Below are 26,323 nucleotides of genomic sequence, written 5' to 3'. Positions count from 1 at the left end.
ACTTTCGCAAGAGGTCTATTAATTAAAAGTTCATAAGTGATATCACCTAGACTATTGTCAGCACTTTCAATATCCTTAGGAAATAATTTTCTCCATAATACTTGGGTCAATTTTACAGGAATTTCAAATAGGGTTTGATAAACAGAATCGATATATTTTTTATCTGCGTCAAGCTTAGTATCAATTTTAATATTTGAATCTAGAGGATAATTTACTTTATTGCAGTTTTTTAGATATTGTTCCGAAACAATTCCATTACAGTGAACAAACAGGTTTCTACGTTCTGTTAATTCTATAAAGCTAGGCCAAGAATTTAATCCATTTGTTAATTGTAAATTATATTTATTTTGCATCCATTCGAATTGTTTTGAATGGCTATCGCGCAACAAATTTTCGACCTCTTGACTGATAATTTTGTTACGAGCTTCTTCGATGCTATTAAGGGATTGCAGTTCTTCAAAAGTTATGGTTTTTTGCTCTGTTTTAAGTAATTCAGGTTTATGCTTAAGAATATAGTTATTTAATTGACCTAAAAATGCATCATATTCAGAAACAAAAGTTACCAAAAATGATTTGGGTAAGATTTCTAAAGCTAGTTGAGCCCTCTTTCTTTCAGTGCTTAATCTATGTATAAGGCGAGCATGTTTATAATTAATCTCAAAAGCATGGCTTCCATCTTCTTCTGTGATACGTGTTCCAAATTCTTCAATTTTTTCATTAAAATTTTTGTTTGAATTATCAAAATTTTGAAATGCAGAATGCATTTGAAATGGGATGATTTTGTTTAATGCAACAATTTTATGAAGATATTCATCAATGATTTTATGTAAATCAATTTTGTCCATAATTTTAATTCTTGAATGAATTTTGATCTAATTGTGTTTGATAGTAAGAAAATTAATCAGAAAAATCAAAAAATATTAAGTGATTTTTTAACTTCCCTTTAAAAAGGGAGGAGCTGTTATGTAATTAAATTAATACGTGAAAGTCCCCCTTTGGAGAAGAGGAATTTAGGGGGATTCAAAGATTCAAAACAAAAAATCCCCTCACTCGAGGGGATTTTTCATATTCGATACGAATGGATTCTTCCCCCTTTATCAAAGGTGAGAAGCATCGCTTCGCAAGGAGGGGGATTAAACCACAGAATCATCCAAATTCGGTGCTAACCAACGTTTCGCTTCATCCAAGGTCCAACCTTTACGCTTCGCATAATCTTCTAACTGATCGCCAGAGATTTTACCTACATTAAAGTATTCAGTTTCAGGGTTTGCATAATAGAAACCGCTGACAGATGAAGGTGGCCACATTGCAAAGCTCGAAGTCAGGTAAGTACCCATCTTCTCTGTCGTACCTAACCAGTCAAACAATGGCGCTTTTTCAGAATGTTCAGGACAAGCAGGGTAGCCCGGTGCAGGACGAATACCGACATACTTTTCTTTAATCAAATCTTCATTTGAAAGCTGTTCATCTGCTTGATAGCCCCAGAACTCTTTACGAATACGTTCGTGTAAATGCTCTGCAAATGCTTCTGCAAAACGGTCACCCAAGGCCTGAACCATAATCGCGTTATAGTCATCGCCTTTGGCTTTATATTCCTGAGACAGCTCTTCCGCACCGAAGATCGAAACGGTAAAGCCGCCAAGGTAATCCTGAGCTACATCTTTCGGTGCAATAAAGTCAGCCAAAGAGTAATTCGCTTTACCAGTGACTTTGTCAGACTGCTGACGTAAGTGCTCGAAGGTATGCGTTACATTGCCAGCTTCATCAGTCACAGCAACCGTATCTGAACCGGTACGATTTGCAGGGTAGATGCTGAACGTTGCACGCGCATCGAAACGTTTATTGTCGATAATATCTTTCAACATTGCTTGTGCTTGTGCATACAGATCACGTGCTGCTTCACCAACGACTTCATCTTCAAGGATTTTCGGGAATTTGCCTGCAAGACTCCATGAGATAAAGAACGGCGTCCAGTCAAAGTATTCCACCAAGGTTTCTAATGGATAGTTGGTGAACGTCTGTGAACCAATGAAGTTTGGCTTAAATGGTGCATTCTGGTCGAAGTCGATTTTGAAACCATTTTCAACCGATTCAGCATAAGACAGCTTCGCAGCTTTTGGCTGTTTGTTGGCAAGACGGGTACGGATTTTTTCATAATCCGCTGCATAGTCTGCTGCCAGTTTTGGCTTCATTTCCGCAGATAGCAGTTGAGTTGCCACACCTACAGCACGAGATGCATCAGCTGTGTAGTACACGCCATCATTCTGGTATTGAGGGGCAATTTTCACAGCAGTATGTGCTTTAGAAGTCGTCGCGCCACCAATCATCAATGGAATGTTAAAGCCTTTACGCTGCATTTCTTTGGCAACAAACACCATCTCGTCTAGTGAAGGGGTGATCAGGCCAGACAAACCAATGATGTCAACTTTTTCATCAATCGCAGTTTGTAGAATTTTTTCACATGGCACCATGACACCAAGATCGACCACGTCATAACCGTTACAGCCCAGTACCACGCCAACGATATTCTTACCGATGTCATGTACGTCGCCTTTTACGGTCGCCACCAGGATTTTACCTTTGGCTTCGCCTTGAGTTTTTTCTGCTTCGATGTACGGGTTCAACCAAGCCACGGCCTGTTTCATCACACGTGCAGATTTCACCACCTGTGGCAGGAACATTTTACCGGCACCGAACAGGTCACCGACCACGTTCATACCGGCCATTAATGGGCCTTCGATCACATCGAGGGGACGAACGGCTTTCAGACGAGCTTCTTCAGTATCCTGGTCAATATAAGTGGTAATACCTTTGACCAGTGCATATTCAAGACGTTTTTCAACCGGTTCATTACGCCATTCAAGACTTTCTTCAGCTTTTTGTGCACCACCTTGACCACGATATTTTTCAGCAATTTCCAGCAATTTTTCAGTTGCTTCGTTACCGCTTTCACCCTGGTTACGGTTCAGGATGACATCTTCAACGGCTGCTTTCAGTTCTTTGTCGATGTCATCATAAATCGCAAGCTGGCCGGCATTCACGATCCCCATGGTCAAGCCTTTCTGGATCGCGTGATACAGAAACACTGCATGGATCGCTTCACGTACCGGCTCATTCCCACGGAAGGAGAAGGATACGTTTGAGATACCACCAGAGATCATCGCATTTGGCAGGTTCTGTTTGATCCAGCCAGTCGCTTCGATGAAATCAACTGCGTAGTTGTTATGTTCTTCAATACCGGTTGCTACCGCAAACACGTTTGGGTCAAAGATGATATCTTCAGACGGGAAGCCAACCTCATTCACCAGCACGTCATAAGAACGCTTACAGATTTCTTTTTTGCGTTCCGCAGTATCAGCCTGACCATTTTCATCAAATGCCATCACGATCACCGCAGCACCGTACTGACGGCAGAGGCGGGCACGTTCTACAAACTCGTCATAACCTTCTTTCAGGGAAATCGAGTTAACAACTGCTTTACCTTGGACGCATTTCAGACCAGCTTCAATGATTTCCCATTTAGATGAGTCAATCATGATTGGCACACGAGAGATATCAGGTTCAGATGCGACCAGATTCAGGAAGTGCACCATCGCACCTTCTGAATCCAACATGCCTTCATCCATGTTGATGTCGATGATCTGTGCACCGGCTTCAACCTGTTGACGCGCAACATCTAAAGCTTCGGCAAAGTTCTCTTCTTTGATCAGACGCAGGAATTTTTTCGAACCAGTGACGTTGGTACGTTCACCGACGTTAACGAACAATGAATCTTTAGTGATGTTAAATGGTTCCAAACCACTTAAACGGCATGCAGGCTCAATTTCTGGCACTTTACGCGGCGCAATACCTTCAACGGCTTGAGCAATCGCACGGATGTGATCTGGTGTCGTACCACAACAACCACCAGTGATGTTGATCAGACCACTTTCCGCAAATTCTTTAATGAAAGCTGCAGTTTCTTCTGGAGTTTCATCATAACCACCGAAAGCATTTGGTAAGCCGGCATTCGGATGTGCTGAAACAAAGGTATCAGCAACGTCAGATACAGTTTTTACGTGTGGACGCATGGCATCTGCACCTAGAGCACAGTTAAAACCAATCGAAATTGGTTCTGCATGACGCATCGAGTTCCAGAACGCTTCTGCAGTTTGACCAGTCAGGGTACGACCAGACGCATCGGTAATCGTACCGGAAATCATGATTGGCAATTCAGTGCCAAGTTCTTTAAACACTTCCTGCACTGCAAAGATCGCAGCTTTGGCATTTAAAGTATCGAACACAGTTTCGATCAGGATGATATCGACACCACCCTCAATCAAGGCCTTGGTTGATTCGATGTAATTCACTTTCAATTCGTCAAAAGTGATATTACGGAAGGCAGGGTCATTTACATTTGGAGAAATAGAAGTGGTTCGTGATGTCGGTCCAATCACACCTGCAACAAAACGTGGTTTTTCCGGCGTTGAATATTTTGCACAAGCTTCTTTAGCCAGACGCGCCGCTTCACGGTTGATCTCAGGAACCAGATCTTCCATGTGATAGTCAGACATTGAAACACGGGTACCATTAAAGGTATTGGTTTCAATAATATCGGCACCAGCTTCAAGATATGCTTCATGAATGCCTTGAATAATCTGAGGCTGAGTCAGCACAAGTAAGTCGTTATTGCCTTTAAGGTCGTATGCCCAATCAGCAAAACGCTCACCACGATAATCGGCTTCTTCCAATTTATGGCGTTGGATCATGGTACCCATCGCACCATCGATAATTAAAATTCTCTTGGCAAGAAGTTCTTTTAGGGTGGCAAGTGTGGACATTCAAACTTTCTCAGTAAGCATCAAAAACGGCAATAATCTTAACAGATTAGTGCGCAGTTTTCTGTAACGCTTATACAGAATGCTGGATATGCTTGATATGAAAATTTGATAAAGAAACTCAAGCCGGTATAGAAAGTTGAAAACAGATGGAAATCTGGAAATTAAAGTTCTTGATAAAAGCGTGCGACTGGAAAATAAAATGTAAGCAGCTTTCATCAGAGTGTCATATAACAAAGCTAATCTTTAATCAAATATGACAGGCTCGGAAATATGACAGCCGGGTAGGAATGATCAGATATATTGCAAAACATGAATAAAGCTGGGCGATTCAAGCGTTTTATTTTTAATAAATAATTGATTATATTTGTATATTTTTAAAATTTAGAGCATGTGGTTACAGGATAAACGGCAACGAGAAAGTCTAAAAAACTGGTTTATATGACAGCACTTTGTCATATAATTGTCACAATTTAATTGAACAATATGGGGATTCTTGAATCCTCTATTCCTGCTTGCATGAATTCTAATCAAACTCCCTTAGGTTCAGCACAACAGTCGCCTTCTGATAAGCCGGCCAATGTTCATGTGCCAACACCGAAATTTTTTATGCCGGTGTTTCTGACTCTAATTATCTCCACGCTGATCTATATCGGCTTCCAATTGACCTCAGATTTAGCTCATATTCCACCGATCGGTCTGTATTCAATGATTCTTTTAGGCACGGCGTTATTCATTGCGCTGGGCTTTGAATTCGTCAACGGTTTCCACGACACGGCCAATGCGGTTGCCACCGTGATTTATACCAATGCATTATCTGCACCGGTTGCAGTCATGTGGGCAGGTTTCTGTAATTTCCTTGGGGTAATGGTGGCCAGTGGTGCTGTTGCATACGGAATCATTGCATTATTGCCTGTCGAACTGATCATGAATGTCGGCACAGGTGCCGGTTTTGCCATGGTCTTTGCCATGCTGATCGCTGCGATTCTCTGGAATCTGGGCACCTGGTTTCTTGGCATTCCTGCTTCCAGTTCACATACCCTGATCGGTTCGATTCTGGGTGTAGGCATCATGAACTACCTGCTAAATTCAGGTGGTGGTGCTTCCGGTGTGGATATGGAGCAGGTGCTGAAAGTCGGTAAAGCATTGCTGTTCTCACCTTTGATCGGTTTTGCTTTTGCTGGAGTGCTATTTCTGCTGGTGAAAAAGATCTTCAGAAAGCAGCTTGAACTGTTCAAGCCACCTGAAGGGAACAAGCCACCGCCACCGCTGATTCGTGCCATTCTGATCTTTACCTGTACAGGTGTAAGCTTCGCGCACGGTTCAAACGATGGTCAAAAAGGTATGGGTCTGATCATGCTGATCCTGATCGGCTGTGTACCTTTGGCATATTCACTGAACAAAAATCTGGATGCAGCTCATATCCAGTCTTTTGGCCAGTTGTCTGCGCAAACGGCTGATGCGATTTATCCGCAGCATGAAGATATTCCGGATGAGAAGGCTCGTGCCATCATTACCACATACATTCAAACTAAAGAATTGAATGCTGAGGTTGTTCCTGCACTGGCAAGCTTGACGGATCACTTGGGTGATAAAGTCGGTAGCTACAGCAATATTAAAGATGTCCCAGAAACGCAAGTTTCAGAATTCCGTAATGATATGTACCTGAGCACCACAGCGTTTAAACGTCTGGATAAAGCAGAAGCTTTACCGGCAATGAGCGAGGCTCAGGAAAAAACCGTCGACGAATACCGTGACAATCTGGATTCATTCCTGCAATACATTCCGACCTGGGTAAAAGTCGCAACAGCCTTGGCACTTGGTCTGGGAACGATGGTCGGCTGGAAACGAATTGTCGTGACGGTTGGTGAACGGATCGGTAAAGAACATATGACTTATGGTCAGGGCATGTCTGCTGAGTTGGTTGCCATGTCTACAATTGCAGCTGCTGATGGCTTTGGTATGCCGGTTTCTACTACTCACGTTCTGAACTCTGCGGTTGCAGGTACCATGGTGGCGAATAAGTCTGGCTTGAACTTCAAAATGGTGAAATCGATTCTGTCTGCTTGGGTATTCACCTTGCCAGCAACGATCTGTTTATCAGGTGGTTTGTACTGGATTCTATTGAAAGTGTTCTAAGAAATTCGATGTAAAAAACGCTGCTTAGGCAGCGTTTTTTTATGGGTGCTAGAAAAGTTTTAGCCTTAAGAAATAGCGATTTTCTTTCTGAAAATAAGAGACTTTTTATTATCTCATGGCTTTTAGAAATATAAGGGATGATGCTCCCTCTCCCTATGGGATGAGTAGCATTGCTGCGCAAGGGGGTGAGGGTAATCAGAAGGGTAAAAGTACTTTCAATAGAGAGATTAATAGCTAATTTCAACTAAATGTAAAAAATGAGTATTTCTTAGCCTTACTTTTGAAAGATGAGAAGTGCACTTCGCAAGGTAACAAAACTCTTTTGTTAGGCTGATGATACTTCCTGAGTATCTTTACAAGCACTGCTTGTGAAAGATACGCAAGACAGCCTAACGGCGACATCCATGTCGCCTGACCAATAAAATTGATTTCATCTTTATTTCAGAAAAAATTACTTCTTCAACTTACCCAACAATCCCTTCGGCAGTTTATCCGTTGCAAAACCATAAAGCGCGGCAAATGGTAGAGCAGTACGTGCCAGATAAGCCACACGCCATAAACCGCCATGATTTGCGCCTGACATCATCAATTCAAGTGGGTGATTGAGTTGTACATCAGGATTTGCAACAGACTCAGAGTTGCGTAAGTCATGAATCCACAGGGCTGCCATAATCGCATTAGTGGTTTCAGGTGCAAACGCTTCTACATCAAACAGGCTGGCACCATTAAACGCAGCTTTCAGCAGTGGATTCTTGGTCACTGAATAAGTCGTTGTTGAAGGAGCGATATTGATGCTCACTTGCTGCCCGCTGGCACGAGCCAATGTTGCACGCCATTGCTGGATGCGTTTAGCCAGTGCATAGTTTGGACCTTGCTCAACGACCAGACAGTCGCAAACACCATAGGACTTGTCGCCAACCTTAAACAGATCCTGCTTATTTTTCTGGAAAAAATGCTTGCGTGAAATCAGTGAAATGCCTTTGGTTAAAGTACTTTCCAGTTTCGATAACTGCTGGTATTTGCTTTGTGAAGCCTGAATCACTTCTTCTGGAACTGCATATACATCCGTCGGGGTGCACATATACATCAGGCTGGTATTGGCTTTCTGCTCACTGACATATTTCATAATGGCATCCATTGCCATAGAAACACGGACGTGCTTTTCACCGTCCAGATAAGCAATTGCCGCGAGATCCAGATCCTGTTTGAACTGAATCAGCCATTGGGCAATTTCAGGAATCTGGGTGAGCAGGTTAGCCCCTAGTTTTTCTTTTAAAACTTCCAGTGAAGTATCAGTTGGCAGCGCTTCAACTGATGGTGCATATAAAGTGGCGTTGCCTTGACTAACCGTATCTAAAATCTTGCCCCACACCCGGGTATTCGGTAGATCGATCGCGACGATATTGGCTTTCCATTTCGACAGCCAGATCAATGGACCTGCTTCAGAAGCGGCACCTAATAGAACAGTGGTACGATCGGATAGGTCAAACCATTCCGGATGGGCAATACATTCACGTAGCACATTGGCATGACTAGGTTCGACGATACCACGATTTTCCCAAGACTGGATTTGATCCAGTAATGCTTGTCCTTGCAGCTTTTTGCCATGGTAAGGCACATACCATTCTGGAGCTTTTTCAGACTGGCCTTTCAGCTGGAAAGTATTCAGGTTCTGCGCAGGCAGAGACATCACATCTTTTAGTAGATGCTTCTGGCCATCACGATAAAACTCAAAGCTAGCATGTGCGGTTTCCAGACCTTGCTTGGCAATACTCAATGCTGCACCCGCAGAGCGTAATCCACCTTCAACCAGATGTTTAAAGTGTAGTGGATATTGCTTACGCCAGTTCTTTTCTTGTTGTGCTGCAGTAGCATGTACAGGATCGACTGCGCCTAAGGCTTCAGAAATAATGTTACGGCCGATTTTCGATGTGCTTGGTTTTTGTTGTGAAGCAGAAATGGGAAATTGAAGACCGTCTAGGGAAGTGGACATGCAAAATATCTCGCGACTTACAGCAATTAATATACAGATGTATACATTATCGCTGCTAAGTTGCTTCTTGGGTTGGCATTAAATTCCAGTCTTGAGCGTTAATTTATTACGAGATGTTTCAAGGAAAAAGGAAGCTCGAAACTTCCTTTTTAGTAATGGATTAAAAATTAATTCGCTGTGCCTTTGATCAGTTCTTTCAACATGAAAGCGGTATTGTCCAAACCCGCACCAGTGATATACCAAGCATCAGCATTCACATAGATCACTTTTTTCTCTGCCAAGGCTTTGGCATTTTTTAGGGCAGGGTGTTTCTGAATATTATCCTGAGCGGTGTATTTCTGGGTATTCACTGCACCACGATCCAGGACAATGATGTAATCCGGATTCTTCTCAACGGCTGTTGTAATACGCTGAACATTTTTCTCCGCTGCTTTCAATGCTTCCGGAGAGCCTACTTCTGGACGGGGTGCATTTGACTGTTCAGAGGGGTCCAATACCGGTTTAAAACCTGCTAATTCATAAACAAAGCCAAAACGGTCATTTTCTGCATGTGGCATAAAATTTTCACCGACTGCAAACAGCATCAGTGCAGTTTTGCCTTCAGTCTGCTTTTTCAGTTGTTGCTGCAGCGTTGCGATTTTACTAAGCTTTTCAGTAGCAATGTTCTCTTTACCAAATGCACGTGCCAAGACATGGGCACGTTCCGTCAGATCGGCAATATATTGGCTAGTATCTGGAGAAAGATCTAAAGTCGGAGCAATACCTTTAACAGCCTCTGCTTTAGAAGCCGAACGGCCACCGACAATAATCAGGTCAGGTTTAGCAGTTTTTAGTACATTGAGATCCGGTTCGAACAGTGAACCAGCTTTGGTGAATTTGCCCTGCTGGTATTTGCTTAAATTGCCTGCAAAGCTTGCTGCAGGCACCAGCTGAGCTTCAAGCCCTAGTGCATTCAAGATATCCAGTGCAGATAGGTCATATACTGCGATCTTTTTCGGAGCTTTTTTAAGTTGAATATTTTGGTCTTTATAGTCGAAAGTGACCTGTGCAGAAACTGTAAAAGAAGTTGTCAGTCCTAATATTGTGGCAAGTGCTAAAGTCTTAAATTTCATGTTTATTCCTTTAAATTCGCGACAAGATTAGCATAATTTATAGAAATGAAAATCATTTACATATGTGAATAATTAAAAAAGGGATAATGGCTATCCCTTAATCATTCAAAACTTTAGAAGGGAATTTGAGTCAGTTTATTCAGGAAATGCGGAATAAGTCGTGGTTCCAGAATAATCGTCATCACCACACCATAAGCCGCACCCCACAGATGGGCACTGTGATTGATATTGCTGTTGCCGCGTTTGCCCGACCAGATACTATAGGCCACATATAAAACAGCAAAAATAATCGCAGGGACTGGAATAAAGAACACGAAAATCAGCTTCCATGGTTCAAACAGAATATAAGCGAACAGAACCGCGGATACTGCACCGGAAGCACCCAAGCTGGCCCAGCGCGCATCATTTTTATGTTTCAGATAACTTGGCAAAATCGCTGCAACCAGACCACCAAGATAAAACAGAATAAAGCCCAGATCATATAAATACTGGCGATAAAAACTTTCAATAATGCTGCCAAAAAAGAACAGCGTGATCATATTGAACAGTAAATGCGTGCCATCTGCATGGATAAAACCATGGGTAATGAAACGGTCATATTGACCACGTTGCATCGCAGGCGGCCAGAAAATCAGACGATTCATTACCGTTTCTTTTGAAAAAGCAATAAAAGAAACAATACAGGTGATCAGAATAATAGTGACGGTATGATTAAAAGGTAAATCAAGCATATAAGTAATTCTGGTTCTATCTATTTGACAATGATCATGCCATTAAAACAAATCTAAAGTGCGACTTTTATAATAAATCCGACAATTTTGGTTGAATTTTTATAATTACCCCGCATCTTCAGTTAAAATAGCAGCTTCAGCTTGAGGAAATTATTGTTATGTCGACTGAGAACAGCAACACTCCGGTTGCAGAAGAAATTCCAAATCTTTTGATTACACCGACAGCACAAGAGTATTTAAAGGATCTATTGGACAAACAGAATACACCAGGTATTGGCGTACGTGTGTTTGTAGAAAATCCGGGTACACCGCGCGCTGAATGTTGCATGGCTTATAGTGCACCTGATGAGGTTGTACCTACAGACTATAAGCAGGAATATCCAGATTTTCCGGCCTATATAGACTCTCCGTCAATTCCATACTTGCTAGATGCAGTTATTGACTACAATAAAGACCGTTTTGGTGGTCAGCTGACTTTCCGTGCACCAAATTCTAAAGTGCCACGTGTGGGTCCTGATGCCTCTGTAGAAGAACGTATTACTTATGTGCTTCAGTCAGAAATTAACCCAGGTCTGGCAGGTCATGGTGGTAACTGTGCACTGGTTGAAGTGGTTGAAGATCCTGAGCATGGCTTAACTGCGGTTCTTAAATTCGGTGGTGGTTGCCAAGGCTGTTCAGCAATTGATGTGACTTTAAAACAAGGCGTTGAAACAACCTTGAAACAGCACATTCCTGAGTTGGCACGTGTCGTTGACCAGACTGACCATACCCAAGCTGAAGGTGCTTATTTCAAATAAGTTTCTAATAAAATTTAGCTTGTAAGAAATACCTCGAATGATCGGGGTATTTTTTTATTTGTATTTGATAGTGATAATAATTATCAATATTGATTGTATTTGTAATTAATTTTGTTACAATGCGTCACAATTCCAGCAATATTTCTTCATAAATCAACTTTTGGGGCACCTTCGAATATGAGTAAGCTGTTTATGAAATCAACTTTGGCCTTTGCAGTGCTTTCAGCATTAGCTGTTTCAGTACAAGCACAAGACCAGGTAACTGAAGAACAAAAAGCAGCATTACAGACTGAAGCTACTAAATTGCAGACCATTGTGGTAACCACAGCGGGCGGTTTTGAACAAAATATTGCAGATGCACCTGCTTCTATTTCAGTCATTACCGCGGAAGAATTACAAAAAAAATCATATACAGATGTAATTGATGCTGTAAAAAATATGCCAGGTGTTTCTGTACAAGGCGGTGGCAATAATAAAGAGATTACAATCCGAGGTATGGGTGCAACCTACACGAAATACCTTGTTGATGGCAGACCAATTAGTGCCGGTAGAGCAGTGAATGGTAATGGTACAGATGGTGGGAAAATTGGTGCATATTTACCACCAATTGACATGATTGAACGGATCGAAGTCGTACGTGGTCCAATGTCATCACTTTATGGTTCAGATGCTATGGGGGGGGTAATTAACATTATTACTAAAAAAGCGTCTGCTAGTAATTGGCATGGAAGTATTTCTCCTGAATATACGAAGTCTGATAATGATTATGCAAATGATAGTTATGGCGTCAGCATGTATGTCACAGGCCCATTAATTCAAGATAAATTATCTTTAAGTATAGATGGTAACTTCCAGGGGAATGACGAAAGTGACTTTGTCGGTGGAGAAGGGCAAAAATCTGGTTCAAGTGAGTCTGAGAAGAAAGTTAGAAAGCTCGGTACTGAACTGGTTTGGAATGTCGATGAACATAACGATATTGGTTTGAGATATGATTTTACAGGGCAGCAGTACACCACAACACTGGGTAAAAGTGTGGATGTTGCCACTCAAGCCTCTATCAATGAAAATGAGAAAAATCTATATACCTTAACGCATAAAGCACGTTACGATAATTTTACCCTTGATTCATACTATCAAGATGAAACAACTAAAAAAGTTTATAGTGGTGCCGTTGCTGACGAAAAAAATGAAGAATTAAAAGTCTTTAATACACAAGGCTCATTCTTTTTGGGTAACCATGCATTAACAGTGGGTGGTCAATATCAAAAAGAAAAAATCACTGATACCACAAATGGTCTAGCCGATATTACTGGGGTCACTTCACTCGACCGTTGGTTATTTGCTTTATATGCAGAAAATGAGTGGAGCATTACCGATGATTTCGCTTTAACTGTGGGCGCCCGCTACAATAAAGATGAATACTTTGGTGGTGAAATTACACCGCGTGTCTATGGTGTTTATCATTTAACAGATGCTATAACTTTGAAAGGTGGTGTAAGTACAGGCTATAAGCAAGCAACGATTAGCCAAATTTCAGAAGGTTTTGGTAGCAGAACAGGAAAAGGCAGTGCTGTCATCATTGGTAACCCTGATTTGTCTCCAGAAAAAAGCACGAGCTATGAATTCGGATTTAACTATTCGGCTCCTGAACTTGGCTTAACAAGCAGTTTAATGGTCTTTAAATCTGATTTTAAAGATAAAATTGTTGAAGATCGTTTATGTGACACGCCAGGGACAACAAATAGTTCTCCTGTAGAAGAATGGAAATGTTCGGCAAATGGCAAGCCATATCGATTTGTTAGCCAAATGAAAAACGTTTCCGATGCAGAAATGAAAGGTGCTGAATTCACATTAGACTATGATGTACTGGATAATCTTCACGCGAGTACAAGTTATACTTATACAAAAACTGAGCAAAAAAGTGGCGAATTTAAAGGCCAGCCTTTGAATAAAATGCCAAAACATATGCTGAATGTCGGTCTGAATTATGATGTTTCAGATACCTGGACGACCTGGCTGGACTATAATTACCGTGGCAAAACCAGTGATTATTTAAGCCGTACTTCTATGGATAATGGGACACCGGGATATGGTACTTTTGATGCCGGTGCAGTCTTTAAAGCGACAGATAACTTAAGTTTGACTGCTGGTATTTATAACATTGCCAATAAAGAAATTACCAATGGCGATTATGACATTGTACTTGATGGTCGTAGATACACCGTGGGTATGAATATCAAATTCTAATTCATAGATATGAAAAAGCCGCTCTCGAGCGGCTTTTTTTAGTCTTCAATCTTTAAAATTTTTAAGGTATTTTCAGCATAATAGAATTTTTCTAGATAGGCACGGGCACGTTCACGCAAATAGCCCTGATGAATCATCTGCTGAATTATCGGTGTTAGCAATTCATTCAGCTCATATTGAATCAACGATTCATCAATATTCAGATCTCGTAATAACTGATCAAATGTATGTTCCTGATTGCGTACATACCAGGTATAAATCCCGTCATGCAGTTCCTGCTGTATATATTCCGTCTGGCGCATATGATCCCAGATTTCGTGCCCCAAACTTACCGTCTGGTTCAGATCCTGGGTTTCAATATAGTTCTTGAGCACGGACAGCGGCATGTCTTTGATCTTATGCCAAAGATTGGCCTGAAAATGATAAAGCTTGTCATCATCAAAGTGCTGGTTCAGCACATGCTCACTCATTTGGCTAAGTTTTAAAATATTTTTTTGCAAATAACGGGCAACTGTATTGTCCAGACTGGAATCTGTAACATTTTCCAGAACAGATTTTCCCATTTTCATGAAGCGGGAAACGCCCGGAACACTCTTGGCAATCACAGAATTATCCAGATAATCCTGAATCGAATGCTGGATCAGTTGCGTAATCATGGCTGAAAAAGCAGGATTATTCACCACCGCTTTGATCAGGCGCTGACGATGACCACTTTTACTGGCCACATATTGTGCAATTTTATCAATGGTCAGTACCGGAATGACATCTGCAATTTTGGTCGTATCATTGGCTGGATGAACCAGTGCGAACCGGATATGTTCGGCAATCTGCTCAATCAGAAAAGAACTGGCAGCAGTATCAAGAATCTGCTTTTGTAGTAGCTGATTGATCAGTTCACAGCTCCACAGATCTTTAAGCGTCTGCTTGCGCAACCAGATATAAAACTCGTGAAACTCGCTTTGAATGGTTTCAGATTGAGAAAATACCTGATCAAGAAAATCAAGTTGAGCATCAATCAACTGCTCAATCATCGGATGTTTCTGCATAACTTCTCTGAAACTTAATTAAAAGGAATGAGTTTATCAGCTAGTGGATTTTTTAGGGTCTGTGTCTTGGCCAGGAAAGGCAAATAATGTTGGGCGACCTGTTTTTCTGCTTCCAGAATCGGCATATGACCAACATTATTTAAAATCACCGGAGTTTCAGCACGTTTTAATAAAGAATATAACTCTTTCACCACTTCGACATTAATAATCCGGTCCTGTTTTCCCCATAGAATCAAGGTAGGCGCTTCCACTGTACGGGTCAGACGGGCAAAGGTATCAGGCGTATACAACCGGTTAAGCATTACCACCTGATCAATCGATTTGCTGGTTTGTTCGGAACGGGCAATCAACAGTTTTTCCTGCGCATGTCTTAACTGGTAAGGCATCGCTGGCGGATTCTGCATTAGCTGTTTGGAGACATCTTCCAGATCACCAGGTTTACTGACAATCAGGTCTTTGAGTGCATGCGGGTCTTTGGTATAAGGCGTATTTCCCATTTTATAGATGCCGGCACTATTCACTAGAAACAGGCTTTGGGTATCGAAAGGGTATTGTGACGCATAGACTGTCGCAATTGAGCCGCCTAGAGAATGACCGGCGACATGCAGATTTTTTTCAATCTTCAGGGTTTCGACAAAGGTACGTAATTGCGAAGTGACATTGGGTACAGACAAATCAAAATCTGCTGGAACCCGGGTATCGCCATTGCTCGGCAAATCTGGAATGATGACATGATAATAGGGTGTCAAAAACTGGGCGACGCGGTTCCAGTTGTCGCGTGTGCCTGCCAGACCATGAATCAGGATAATCGAGGGTTTGTTTTTTGCACCACCTTCGCTATAACTCCAGGTCACATCACCGACTTTCAAGGTTTTGGATTGTAGACCCGCCTGAATGCGTTGCTGGCTCAGATAAAGCTGTAAAACTTCGGCAGACTTGGCTTTCGGCGGCGTAAGCAGATATTGGCTATGGCTCAGGCTAGATAGGCTAAGACCTAGAGCGACTAAAGTGGAATAGATAATTTTTGAGCGCAATTTTATTATTTTCTTCATTAGCACTGTCCCCTGAAAAAAACTGAGCAAAAACGCTCAAAATACTTCCGTGTTATCGATTTGCAATTTATAGATGAATCAAATCGTAATCTTTCACTTATTTTAAAGCATTCCTTAATATTGTACATCTGTTAATTATTAGCTGAAGCAGAAAAACTGTCCAAAAAACGTGATGAACTTCACAGAAAAATTCCCAGAACAAGAAATAATCAAAGCGCTAAAAATTTTACAGCTAATTTTTTTTGCAAGTGACATTCAAAAAATCTAGCAGTAAGATATTCCCACTAAAAACATCGATGGTAAAAAAGAATGCTCACAGCTCAGGAAGCTATAGATCGTCTTAAAAAGGGTAACCAGCGCTTTGTCAATGGTGAAACGCAGCATTTAAAATTATTATCGCATCAGCAACGTGCTGAAATGGCAGAAAGTCAGGAACCATTTGCTATTGTTTTAGGATGTTCAGATTCACGTGTACCCGCAGAAATGGTCTTTGACCAAGGGTTAGGTGATCTGTTTGTCATTCGGGTAGCAGGTAATATTGTTGCACCGTCTCAAGTCGGCAGTGTCGAATTCGCAGCAGAAAGTTTTGGCTGTCCGATTGTAATTGTCTTGGGTCATACACATTGTGGCGCTATTCATTCAACAATTGAAGCATTAACCAATCCAGCAACGCCGCCATCTGCAAATCTGATGTCGATTGTGAACCGTGTACGTCCATCAGTTGAAATTCTAATGCAGACTGAACTGAAAGATGACCTGAATAAACTGTCTAAACATGCAGTCCGTTCCAATGTATTTGCTTCAGTAAATCAATTACGTCATGGTTCTGCAGTTCTGGAAAGCCTGATTGCTAAAGGTAAGTTACAGGTGGTTGGTGCAGAATATTCACTTGAAACCGGTGAAGTAACTTTCTTTGACTTCTAAGAAAATTTTAAGATTTGATCCAGTTAAAGGCGCCTTAGAGGGCGCCTTTAATATAAGGATAAGCATTATTTAATAAAATAGTTTGGGCTTTGGCATTGGGATGAATCTGATCCTGTTGCATTAGGCCTTTATTGCCAGCGACACCTTGCATAAAGAAGGGTAGTAATTTGACCTTATACTGCTGACTGACCACCTTATAGTTATTTTCAAAAGCCTTGCTATATGCCTGACCATAATTTGGTGGCATTTTCATTCCAAAAACAATGACATTCGCCTTGGCTTTCTGGCTCTGCTGTACCAGAGCTGCTAAATTTTTTTGAATCATTTGGGGTGGCTGCCCACGCAGGCCATCATTCCCGCCAAGCTCAATCACCACAACATCTGGACGGTGAGTCTGCAATAGTTTTGGTAATCTCGCCAGGGCACCACTGGTGGTTTCACCGCTCACACTTGCATTGACCACTTTATGCTGTTTCGGATAGTGTTGGTCCAAACGTTTTTGTAATAAATGTACCCAACCTTGCTGTGGTTGCATGCCATAACCAGCACTTATACTGTCACCCACAATCATAATGGTCTTTGCCGACAGACTAAAAGGAATCAGGCACAGTCCAAAGAATACCAGGCAAGGCAATACACGATTTTTCTGATTTAGATCTTTCATATAGGACACGTATGATTCAAAGCAGCAACGATTCGACCATCATGCCACAAGCGATTATTTCTGCCCAGAAATTGACACAAAAGATACAACTTTCACAAAAACAACTGACTATTTTTGAAGATCTTTCGCTGGAAATTTTGACTGGAGAACAGGTCGCCATTACCGGACGTTCCGGTTCAGGAAAGTCGACTTTACTGGGCATTTTGGCCACTTTGGATCAGGCCAGTGCCGGGCAGTTAACGGTCTGTGGGGAGCTGGTATCAGACTTGAATGAAGAACAGCGCGCTTTAGTCCGGCTAAAAAATATTGGCTTTGTGTTTCAGTCTTTCCAACTTTTGCCTCATCTTACGGCACTTGAAAATGTCATGCTGCCTTTACGTTTACAGCCATATTTTAAATATGGTGAAGCTGAGCAGAAGGCGCTAGCATTGCTACAAAAAGTCGGATTAGACCGTCAAGCTCAGCAAACACCGAAAGTGCTCTCGGGTGGAGAACAGCAACGGGTGGCCATTGCCCGCGCACTGGTCAGTGAGCCCAAAATCATTTTTGCTGATGAACCGACAGGTAATCTGGACGGGGAAACTGCTCAAGAAATCGAACAGCTGCTCTTTCAGTTAAATCGTGAATTAGGCACCACGCTGGTTCTGGTTACTCATGATCCTGATCTGGCCCGACAATGCCAGCGTCATTTTGAACTGGTCAATGGTCAGCTGATTGAACATGCGAGTGGAGGCTGATATGCAGCATCTGTTTCGTCCTTTACTCAGACAAAGTTTTAATACGACAGGAATTTATCTGCTAATCATCGCGCTGACCTTAGCGATTAGTGCCACAACGGCACTAAAGTTCAGTAATGAACAGATTCAGAACGCCGTTGCTTTACAGGCAGCTGAAATGCTGGCGGGAGATTTGGTACTTTCTGATAATGAGCCGCTAGCTCAGGAATGGCGTGATCAGGCCAGGCAGCTCGATTTACAGCAGTCTGAAGTCACATTTTTCAGTACGATGGCTTATACCAATGATCAGTTTGTCATGGTCAATGTTAAGGCTATTGATCAGACTTTTCCTTTACGAGGAGGGCTACAGGTTCAACCTGCAGCAGACAAAATCCAAGCGGGGGAAATCTGGCTGAGTTCACGGGCCATGGATCTACTCAAGGTCAAACTGGGTGATGAACTGAATATTGCCGATGCCAAATTTAAGGTTACTGCAAAAATCGAGCGGGATTCGAATCAGGAGCTCGGCTTTTCTGGCTTTTCGCCGACTGTAATTATTGCTCAGTCAGAAGTGGCGCGCACCAATGCGATTCAGGTCGGTAGCCGGATTGATTACCGTTTATTAATGGCGGGTAATCCAGCCGATACCCGGCAATATGAAGCCTGGTTCAAGCAGAAGATAAAATCTGAAAATGGAACTTCAGATGAAGCAGATGCTGGGGTTGAGGGGCAAGAACTGGAACAGCAGGGCAGCCTACGCTTACGTAATGCCAGCGAAGGCAATACCCGTTTAATGAAGCCGATTGCCAATCTGGATACTTTTCTGCAACTGGCCAATATTCTTACCATTTTGTTATGCGGGATTGCCATTGCTTTAACTGCGCAGCGTTATGTGCAGCAGAATCAGGATCATATTGCCCTGATGCGCTGTATTGGCGCGACCAAAAATCAGATTCTGGCCGCTTATCTGGCTTTGCTAGGTTTAGTGCTTTTAATCGCCATGCTGATTGGTAGCGTAATAGGTGTAGCATTGGGTTATGGCTTATTGCAACTTATGCTACAGCTGATTCCAAACTTGCAGCTTGAGTTTTCTGCTACGGCGATGCTGCTGGGACCATTGCCAATTGCCATGCTGACCAGTGCTGTGGTGTTATTGGGCTTTGTCATGCCAAGTCTGTTTCAGCTCTTGAATACCCCTCCGATTCGGGTCATTCGTCAGCAGGAAAAATCCGTCCATTCGATGTTGTGGATGTTACTGACCGGAACCTTAAGTCTGATTATTTTCAGTGTGATTTTAACGGAAAATATTCTGCTGACAGCTTGGGTGATCGGGGCCATTATCCTGCTCTGTGCCGTACTGTATTTCACGGTCTGGAGTATCTTAAAACTGCTGCGTAATCTGAAATCCAACCTGTCTGCGTATGTGCGGACACCGTATCAGACCGCTTTACAAATTACTGCTTTAGCCCTTGGACTCAGCTTGATCAGTGTGCTGGCTGTGCTACGTACCGACCTGCTTGATCGCTGGCAGCAACAGTTGCCGGAAGGGACACCCAACCAGTTTGTCTATGGTCTGCCGCCTTTTGACATGCCTGACTTAAAAGCTCAGTTAGAACAGAATGGCTGGAAAAGTACACCCTTGTATCCCAATATTCGCGGGCGTCTGGTGGCGAAAAATGATCATCCTTTTGCTGCTGAACTGGTCAAGCAGAGTAATACCTTAAGACGTGAACTGAATCTGACTCAATCGGACCGCTATCCTCAGGATAATGTCATTGTGCAGGGGGAGGCAGGATTGAAACAGCCGGGTGAAGTTTCGGTCGAAGCCAATACTGCACAAGAGCTGGGCATCAAACTGGGGGATAAGCTCAGTTTTAGCTTGCCTGAAGGCATACTCGAAGCCAAAGTGGTGAATCTCAGAACGGTAGAGTGGGAAAGTTTTAGTCCAAACTTCTTCTTTATCTTTGCACCAAATACCATGGATGCTAATGCTGGCAGTTATCTGGGCAGCTTCTATGTACCGGAAACAGATAAAGATAAACTGGTGAATCTGGTTCAGCGGTTTTCCAATACGGTATTTATTGATGTCAGCCTGATTCTGGAAGAAATCAAACGGATTGTGAATGTACTGGTGCAGATCATTACCATTCTGGCTGTGCTGGTCAGCGTATCCGGTTTTCTAGTACTGATGGCCTGTCTAAACCTGCTCATGGATGAACGTAAACGTGAAGTGGCTTTGCTCCGGTCTTTTGGTAGTTCCAAACAGAAGCTGAAAACCATGATGAGTCTGGAAATCGGTTTTATCGGACTATTCGCAGGTATTGTTTCATGTCTGTTTGCAGAAGTGATCAGCGCCATTGCCAGCTATAAGATGGATCTGATCATCGAGCCCCATTGGGAAATCTGGATTATCCTGCCTGTGTTTATGACAGTTTTGTGTACCCTGATCGGGCGTTATCGTCTGAGTTATCTTTCCGAGATTCCGCCCTTGCAAAGCCTGCGTGAGATGAATCAATAAGATTTATCTTGCGGGCTGATCCGCCAACTGCTGTTGTAGCATTTGTAAAATTTCCTGCCAGAGTGGGCGGATCGGTTCAAGCAGGGCCAGATTATATTGATACAGCACGACAAAGGCAGCGACGCCGAGCAGTAAGGCAACCAGACTGACCAAACGGCCACGCTGCATTTTCTGACCGAGATACCAGAGCGCTGTTAGTCCGGCCCCCATGATCATGCCGCCAATATGTGCGGCATTGTTAATTCCGCTAATCATAAAGCCCATCACCAAGTTAAGGCCTATGATCATTACCAGTGTCTTTTTATCCAGAATAAAAGGCTGACGGGGCAACATCGGCAGTAAAGACAGAACAGTCAGTGAGGCACCGAGACCCATGACTGCACCCGAAGCACCCGCACTAACACCCGGCAATAAGCCAGGATTGGCTACACCGCCTTCGATTAAGGCATAGCTGTCCTGGATGCTCATATAACCACTGAGTAAACTGCCCATCAGGCCGGCACAAATATAAAGACCTGTAAAATAGACCCGGCCAAAAATTTGTTCAGCGACACTACCAAAAATATACAGTGCCCACATATTTAACATCAGGTGAATTAAGCCAAAATGAAAAAACATGCTACTAAACAGGCGTATGGGTTCCGCTAAATACGTTAAAGGTGCATAATCTGCTCCCCAGCGAATGGCATCTGGAGAACTGGGCTGTGTGATATCCATACCATTCAGAACCTGCCAGCCAAACAGGCCGACATTGATGCAGATCAAGAGTGCGGTCATCCACCAGAGCTGCATTTCAAGTTTGCGATGTGTTGTTGGGGGAGAATTTTCAGGCATGCTATTTTTTTGCTGTGATTGTATATTTCGAATAAGCTTAACACGAAAAATTGAATTTTCAGGAGTAACGCGCTGACATGAAAGCCTTTCTGACCCGCACCTTTCTCGTGATTGTCAGTGTGATTCTACTTGTTCAACTGTGGATTTTTGCAAGTTTAGCCTGGTGGCGAACCAATCCGGTGAATACCACCATGATGATGCGGATTGATTATTGGACTGAGCCCTCCAAGCCCATTCAACATCAGTGGCGCCCTTATGATGAAATCAGTACCAATCTGAAACGGGCGGTAGTGACAGCAGAAGATGGAAAATTCATGCACCATCATGGCTTTGACTGGGATGGTATTCAGACTGCGCTCAGCCGTAACAAGAATGAAGGCCGTGTCGTAGCCGGTGGGTCAACCATTTCCCAGCAGCTGGCTAAAAATCTGTTCCTCGTCAACAAGCGTTCATTCCTGCGTAAAGGTCAGGAAGCTGTTGCGACCTGGATGATGGAACGCATGTGGTCTAAAGAGCGTATTCTGGAAGTGTATCTTAACTCGATTGAGTTTGGAGACAATATCTACGGGGCAGAAGCTGCAGCCAAACATTATTTCGGTAAGACTGCAGAGAGCCTGACGCGTGATCAGGCCATCTTCCTGGCAGCGATTCTCACCAATCCAAAATATTTTGAAGATCATCGTAATGCATCAGCCCTAAAAGCACGTAAACGTATGATTCAGCGTTATATGCGCTATGCTGAAATCCCTTAAATAAAAATATCAAGATAAAGCCCAAATATTTGGGCTTTTTTTATGAAAATGTCATTAATTTGAAGCATACTAAAAGCAATAAGTAAGACTTGAAAATAGCGTAGGTTTGATATGAATACGGCAGCCAGTACGACTTCGGCACCAACCGAATATACTTATAATGATCGTTACATTAATCGTGAACTGTCTATTCTGGATTTCCATTTGCGAGTGCTGGAACAGGCGGTCGATCCTCTGCATCCTTTGCTGGAACGCATGAACTTTCTTTTGATTTTTTCACGTAATCTGGATGAGTTTTTTGAAATTCGTGTGGCTGGCGTCATGGAACAACTGGATTTGGGCAATGAAAGTCGCAGTCCGGATGGTTTGACGCCAAAACAAGTATTAGAACAGATTGCCGAAACTGCGCATGCCGCCATTGAACGTCAGTACCGTATTTTAAATGAAGAGATTTTGCCGAAACTGCGTGAGGAAGATATCTGTTTTCTGCGTCGTGGAGAGCTAACACCGGCACAATCGACCTGGGTGAAAAAATATTTTCAGGAGCAGGTTGCGCCAGTTTTAACGCCCATTAGCCTTGATCCGGCACATCCATTCCCACGATTGGTCAACAAATCTTTAAACTTTATTGTGACGCTAGAAGGGAAAGATGCCTTTGGCCGTCAGATTGATCTTGCGGTTGTTCCTGCGCCACGTTCATTGCCGCGTGTGGTGCGTTTACCGGATGAACTGACTGATGGTAAAGAACATCATGTGATGTTATCCGCCATCATTCATGAACATGTGTCTGACCTGTTCCCGGGCATGACCGCGACGGGATGTTACCAATTCCGTGTTACCCGGAATGCCGATCTGGCCTTAAATGAAGATGTTGAAGACCTGGCCAAAGCCTTAAAAGGCGAGCTAAGTTCGCGCCGTTTTGGTCGTGCAGTCCGTCTGGAAGTGACTGAAAATTGTCCGCAGCATATTTATGAATATTTGCTGGAAGAATTTGATCTGGATGAAGACCAGCTCTATAAAGTGGCAGGACCGGTTAATCTGGCGCGATTACTGTCTAACTTCAAACGTCCACATTTACGTTATGATTCACATACGCCAATTCTGCCTAAAGTACTAAAAAAATCTGAAAATGTTTTCAGTGCAATGCAGAAGCAGGATATTTTGCTACATCATCCATTTGAATCTTTTGCTCCAGTGATTACGCTGTTACGTGAAGCGGCACGAGACCCTCAGGTACTGGCGATCAAGCAGACACTGTACCGCAGTGGTCCAGATTCCGAGATCGTGCAGGTGCTAGCAGAAGCGGCCCGTAACGGTAAGGAAGTGACTGCAGTCATCGAGCTACGTGCACGTTTTGATGAAGAATCCAATATTGCAGTTGCCAACGTACTGCAAGAGGCGGGGGCTGTCGTGGTCTATGGCATTGTTGGCTATAAAACCCATGCTAAAATGATTCTGGTGGTACGCCGAGAAAATAACAAGCTGGTGCGTTATGTGCATTTAGGAACCGGAAATTATCATGCGGGCAATGCACGGATTTATACCGATTATGGCTTGTTAACCACAGACAAGGATCTGTGTGAAGATGTGCATCGTATCTTCCAGGAATTGACGGGAATGGGGAAAATGGCCAAGCTGAAAAAGCTGCTCCATGCTCCATTTACCTTGCATGCCCAGCTCATCAACTATATTGATAATGAAATTGCCAATGCCAAAGCGGGCAAGAAAGCTCAGATTATCGTGAAGGTGAATGCTTTAACTGAGCTGCAACTAATCAATAAACTTTATGAGGCTTCACAAGCGGGCGTACAGATTGACCTAATTATCCGCTCGATCTGTTGTCTGCGTCCAGGCTTGCCGGGACTTTCAGAGAATATCCGGGTACGTTCAATCGTCGGCCGTTTCCTTGAACATACACGCGTGTTTTATTTTAGCAATAATGGCAATTCCCGCATTTATTGTTCAAGCGCAGATTGGATGGATCGCAACCTGTTTAATCGCGTAGAAGCCTGTTTCCCAATTGAAGATGAAACATTGAAGAAACGCATTTACCAGCAAGGTTTATTAAATTACCTGAAAGACAATCAGCAGGCCTGGTTGTTACAAGGAGATGGAACCTGGGTGCGTGCCCAAGTTGCAGAAGGTGAACAACCGCATAATGCACAGCGTACCTTGCTGGAAACCTTTAAATAACTCTATGCAAACTAAAAAGGCTGATAATTCAGCCTTTTTTATATTTTGTTAATTTTGAGAATGGATAAATGGATTCGCGAGTTTTTGATAGATTTTACGAATAGCAGCATAAATCTGGTAATCATGCAGACTTAATCTGTTTTGAATTTCGGCCAAAGTCAGGTCTTGGCTGAAATACTTTAAAATCTGTAATTCAGTCTGATTTAAAAAATGTATTTTTGTTTCCTGACTCACTAAATAACGGGCTAATTCAGGATGTAAATCGGAACCACCTCGTAGGATAATTTTCAGGCTCGCTACTATTTTTGAAACAGGATGCGATGCAATCAGATATCGATCCACGCCAGATGACAAGAATAAATTGATCATTTCAAGTGAATCATCAGCTAAAACTGCAATCAGATGAGGAATCTGGATCCGGGTTTGAACCGTATACAGATGATTGAGTTGGGCTTGCTCATGAATTTCATATAGCACTAGATTGGGGAGATACTGTTCAATATGGGATTGAGTAGACAGATGATCGGTATAGGACAGCATATCCGGTTGATAACCGAGCTGTAGCAATGCAAGATCAAGATTGGAAGAGAGCGGTGGTGGATAAGGTTGCACCAATAATACGGGTGCGGGCAAAAATGAGGTCAAAGAAATCTTATCCTGAGAGTAATTAATATACAGATGTATTTTGGCTTAAATTATTCTAACTGCCAATCCCAAGAAATAGGAATTTAATTTTTATATATTATAAATAGTTAAAGTTTAAAAATTAGTTTTTGGATCATTTTAATTGACTAAATGTATAAAAATTTACTGTATCAGAAGACGCAGGCAAGAAAAAAGGAGCAATCTAAGTGCTCCTTTTTTATTAGGACTTAATTAAGCTGCATCGTGGGCAGTGATTTTTTGCAAAATTTGTAATAACACATCGAATTCGCTTTGTAGCGGTGTGCTCTTACGAGTGACCAACGCCAGAGTACGGCTTGGTGCAGCATTGATTGGATTAATACGCAGATCCGGATTGGCTTTGATCATATTGGTATGCAGTGCAATTTCTGGCAACAGGGTAAAACCAAGATCAGCAGACACCATTTCAATCAACGTTGGTAATGAACTTGCTTTCAGGCGATGATCATTTTTGCGCTCACCAATTGGACAGGCACTCAATGCATGATCACGCAAGCAGTGGCCTTCTTCCAGAAGCATCAGGCGAGACAGGTCCAGATCTTCCAGAGATTTGGCTTGAGCCGCATTCTGGTCAGATTTGTGATGTACCAGATACAGATTCTCTTTGGCAATTTCAGCAACTTTCAGGCTACGGGTATCGAAAGGCAGCGCTAGCACTACCATATCCAGATTACCATGCTCCAGTTTCTCTACAATTTTCTCACTTTGAGCTTCATGTAAATGTAGCTGGATTTTCGGTAGCTGCTGATGCACTTCATCCAGAAATTGCGACAGGATGAAAGGTGCAATGGTTGGAATAACGCCAAGATGCAGATCACCGGTTAATGGTTCACTCATTTCACGACTTAAACGCATTAAGTCCTGAGCATCAGCCAGTAGAACACGGGCACGTGCAACCACTTGTTCACCAAGCGGCGTTAAACGTACATTCTGGCGATCGCGTTCAACAAGAACGCCACCGAGTAAACGCTCCAGCTCCATAATACCGCCAGACAAAGTTGACTGGGTAACAAATGAGCGGCGAGCAGCTTCTGTAAAATGCAGCGTCTCAGACAGTGTTACGAGGTATGACAGCTGTCTTAGGGATGGTAATGCAGCCATAGT

Annotated in this window: 19 protein-coding genes; 8 read left to right on the top strand and 11 right to left on the bottom strand. The window is 42.7% G+C overall.

Features of this window, described 5'->3' with window-relative positions; genetic code table 11:
• Both B3Q46_RS04650 and metH read right to left on the bottom strand, forming a co-directional pair.
• On the bottom strand, positions 1-845 hold an 845-nt coding region (locus B3Q46_RS04650; protein ID WP_286713707.1), incomplete at its 3' end, for a hypothetical protein.
• A 288-nt stretch (positions 846-1,133) separates the two neighbouring features.
• The gene (gene metH / locus B3Q46_RS04645) at positions 1,134-4,820 is read right to left on the bottom strand and encodes a methionine synthase (RefSeq protein WP_175967033.1); all 3,687 of its coding nucleotides are present in this window, start codon (positions 4,818-4,820) and stop codon (positions 1,134-1,136) included.
• A gap of 516 nt (positions 4,821-5,336) precedes the next feature.
• Between metH and B3Q46_RS04640 the strand changes: the two genes are divergently transcribed.
• Positions 5,337-6,956, top strand: a complete 1,620-nt coding sequence (locus B3Q46_RS04640) for an inorganic phosphate transporter (RefSeq protein ID WP_104426473.1) — start codon at positions 5,337-5,339, stop codon at positions 6,954-6,956.
• Between the two features lie 451 nt (positions 6,957-7,407).
• Here the strand turns inward: B3Q46_RS04640 and B3Q46_RS04635 are convergent, their stop codons facing one another.
• From B3Q46_RS04635 to B3Q46_RS04625, 3 genes are all read right to left on the bottom strand, one after another.
• On the bottom strand, positions 7,408-8,949 hold the full coding sequence (locus B3Q46_RS04635) for a hypothetical protein (protein ID WP_175967035.1): 1,542 nt from the start codon (positions 8,947-8,949) through the stop codon (positions 7,408-7,410).
• Positions 8,950-9,116: 167 nt separating this feature from the next.
• Positions 9,117-10,061 carry an ABC transporter substrate-binding protein gene (locus B3Q46_RS04630; RefSeq protein WP_175967037.1) on the bottom strand — a complete coding sequence of 315 codons (945 nt, stop codon included), beginning with the start codon at positions 10,059-10,061 and terminating at the stop codon, positions 9,117-9,119.
• Between the two features lie 113 nt (positions 10,062-10,174).
• A complete protein-coding gene (locus B3Q46_RS04625) occupies positions 10,175-10,792 on the bottom strand; it encodes a rhomboid family intramembrane serine protease (RefSeq protein ID WP_004783040.1) in 618 nt (205 codons plus the stop codon).
• Positions 10,793-10,950: 158 nt separating this feature from the next.
• On the opposite strand from B3Q46_RS04625, the gene nfuA reads away from it, so the two are divergent.
• Together nfuA and B3Q46_RS04615 are read left to right on the top strand one after the other, a co-directional pair.
• Positions 10,951-11,589, top strand: coding sequence for a Fe-S biogenesis protein NfuA (nfuA, locus tag B3Q46_RS04620; protein ID WP_004783039.1), 639 nt, complete (start codon positions 10,951-10,953; stop codon positions 11,587-11,589).
• 177 nt (positions 11,590-11,766) lie between these two features.
• The gene (locus B3Q46_RS04615; protein ID WP_175967039.1) at positions 11,767-13,836 is read left to right on the top strand and encodes a TonB-dependent receptor domain-containing protein; all 2,070 of its coding nucleotides are present in this window, start codon (positions 11,767-11,769) and stop codon (positions 13,834-13,836) included.
• Positions 13,837-13,874: 38 nt separating this feature from the next.
• On the opposite strand, the gene B3Q46_RS04610 is transcribed toward B3Q46_RS04615, so the two are convergent.
• Together B3Q46_RS04610 and B3Q46_RS04605 are read right to left on the bottom strand one after the other, a co-directional pair.
• The gene (locus tag B3Q46_RS04610; protein WP_175967041.1) at positions 13,875-14,882 is read right to left on the bottom strand and encodes a hypothetical protein; all 1,008 of its coding nucleotides are present in this window, start codon (positions 14,880-14,882) and stop codon (positions 13,875-13,877) included.
• Positions 14,883-14,896: 14 nt separating this feature from the next.
• A complete protein-coding gene (locus tag B3Q46_RS04605) occupies positions 14,897-15,934 on the bottom strand; it encodes an alpha/beta fold hydrolase (RefSeq protein ID WP_175967043.1) in 1,038 nt (345 codons plus the stop codon).
• Positions 15,935-16,243: 309 nt separating this feature from the next.
• Here B3Q46_RS04605 and B3Q46_RS04600 point away from each other — a divergent pair, with 309 nt between their 5' ends.
• Entirely contained in the window at positions 16,244-16,858 is a 615-nt protein-coding gene (locus B3Q46_RS04600) for a carbonic anhydrase (protein WP_175967045.1), read from the top strand.
• 34 nt (positions 16,859-16,892) lie between these two features.
• On the opposite strand, the gene B3Q46_RS04595 is transcribed toward B3Q46_RS04600, so the two are convergent.
• Positions 16,893-17,522, bottom strand: coding sequence for an arylesterase (locus tag B3Q46_RS04595; RefSeq protein ID WP_175967046.1), 630 nt, complete (start codon positions 17,520-17,522; stop codon positions 16,893-16,895).
• A gap of 11 nt (positions 17,523-17,533) precedes the next feature.
• On the opposite strand from B3Q46_RS04595, the gene B3Q46_RS04590 reads away from it, so the two are divergent.
• Positions 17,534-18,259 carry an ABC transporter ATP-binding protein gene (locus tag B3Q46_RS04590; protein WP_175967048.1) on the top strand — a complete coding sequence of 242 codons (726 nt, stop codon included), beginning with the start codon at positions 17,534-17,536 and terminating at the stop codon, positions 18,257-18,259.
• A 1-nt stretch (position 18,260) separates the two neighbouring features.
• On the top strand, positions 18,261-20,756 hold the full coding sequence (locus B3Q46_RS04585) for an ABC transporter permease (RefSeq protein WP_175967050.1): 2,496 nt from the start codon (positions 18,261-18,263) through the stop codon (positions 20,754-20,756).
• A 3-nt stretch (positions 20,757-20,759) separates the two neighbouring features.
• On the opposite strand, the gene B3Q46_RS04580 is transcribed toward B3Q46_RS04585, so the two are convergent.
• Entirely contained in the window at positions 20,760-21,590 is an 831-nt protein-coding gene (locus B3Q46_RS04580) for a rhomboid family intramembrane serine protease (protein WP_175967052.1), read from the bottom strand.
• A 77-nt stretch (positions 21,591-21,667) separates the two neighbouring features.
• On the opposite strand from B3Q46_RS04580, the gene mtgA reads away from it, so the two are divergent.
• Complete coding sequence (mtgA, locus tag B3Q46_RS04575) at positions 21,668-22,342, top strand: monofunctional biosynthetic peptidoglycan transglycosylase (protein WP_175967054.1); 675 nt, start codon at positions 21,668-21,670, stop codon at positions 22,340-22,342.
• 111 nt (positions 22,343-22,453) lie between these two features.
• Complete coding sequence (ppk1, locus tag B3Q46_RS04570; protein WP_104426462.1) at positions 22,454-24,535, top strand: polyphosphate kinase 1; 2,082 nt, start codon at positions 22,454-22,456, stop codon at positions 24,533-24,535.
• 48 nt (positions 24,536-24,583) lie between these two features.
• Here ppk1 and B3Q46_RS04565 read toward each other — a convergent pair whose 3' ends face one another.
• A complete protein-coding gene (locus tag B3Q46_RS04565) occupies positions 24,584-25,180 on the bottom strand; it encodes a response regulator transcription factor (protein ID WP_104426461.1) in 597 nt (198 codons plus the stop codon).
• 231 nt (positions 25,181-25,411) lie between these two features.
• The gene (oxyR, locus tag B3Q46_RS04560; RefSeq protein ID WP_005234587.1) at positions 25,412-26,320 is read right to left on the bottom strand and encodes a LysR family transcriptional regulator OxyR; all 909 of its coding nucleotides are present in this window, start codon (positions 26,318-26,320) and stop codon (positions 25,412-25,414) included.
• Positions 26,321-26,323 lie beyond the last annotated feature (3 nt).

Origin of the sequence: Acinetobacter sp. UBA2581 (assembly GCF_002339435.1) — a bacterium.
Classification (GTDB): Bacteria; Pseudomonadota; Gammaproteobacteria; order Pseudomonadales; family Moraxellaceae; genus Acinetobacter; species Acinetobacter variabilis.
This window is presented reverse-complemented; position numbering and strand designations above follow the sequence as displayed.